Source organism: Janthinobacterium sp. Ant5-2-1 (genome assembly GCF_001445815.1).
Lineage (GTDB): Bacteria > Pseudomonadota > Gammaproteobacteria > Burkholderiales > Burkholderiaceae_D > Janthinobacterium > Janthinobacterium lividum_E.
The window spans coordinates 1-906 of record NZ_LNCE01000147.1; the positions used below are offsets into that span (position 1 = coordinate 1).

The 906-nt window shown below is 60.5% G+C and carries 1 protein-coding gene; it reads right to left on the minus strand.

What is annotated here, in order from left to right; all coding sequences use genetic code 11:
• The coding region (gltA, locus tag ASN89_RS26685; protein WP_058051350.1) for a citrate synthase at positions 1–906 on the minus strand (906 nt) is incomplete at both ends.

Below are 906 nucleotides of genomic sequence, written 5' to 3' on the forward strand. Positions count from 1 at the left end.
TTCCAGTTCCATCGCCAGCTTGAACAGCGGGTCGTCTTGCAGACCCAGTTCTTGCAGCACTTCGTAGCAGGTTTCACGCATCAGCTTGGCGCGTGGATCGAAGTTCTTGTACACGCGGTGGCCAAAGCCCATCAGCTTGACGCCGGAGTTCTTGTCCTTGACTTGCGCGATGAAGGCAGGGATGTTCTCGACGGTGCCGATTTCTTTCAGCATGTTCAGTGCCGCTTCGTTGGCGCCGCCGTGAGCAGGACCCCACAGGCAGGCGATACCGGCAGCGATACAGGCGAACGGGTTGGCGCCCGACGAACCGGCCAGACGGACGGTCGATGTCGATGCGTTTTGCTCGTGGTCCGCGTGCAGGATCAGGATGCGGTCCAGTGCGCGCACCAGCACGTCATTGACCTTGTACTCTTCGCACGGGTTGGCGAACATCATGTGCATGAAGTTGGCGCTGTACGACAGGTCGTTGCGTGGGTACACGAACGGCTGGCCGACCGAGTACTTGTAGGTCATGGCGACCAGGGTTGGCATCTTGGCGATCAGGCGGATGGCCGACACTTCGCGGTGACGCGGGTCGTTGATGTCCAGCGAGTCATGGTAGAACGATGCCAGCGCGCCGACGGTGCCCACCAGGACCGACATCGGATGCGCGTCGCGGCGGAAGCCACGGAAGAAGAATTGCATCTGTTCGTGCACCATCGTGTGCTTGGTGACGGTGTCGACGAACTTGGCTTTCTGCGCCGCGTTCGGCAGTTCGCCGTTCAGCAGCAGGTAGCACGATTCCATGAAGTCGGCGTTGACGGCCAACTGTTCGATCGGGTAACCACGGTACAGCAGCTCGCCCTTGTCGCCGTCGATGTAGGTGATCGACGAGTTGCAGGCGGCCGTCGACATAAAGCCTGGGTC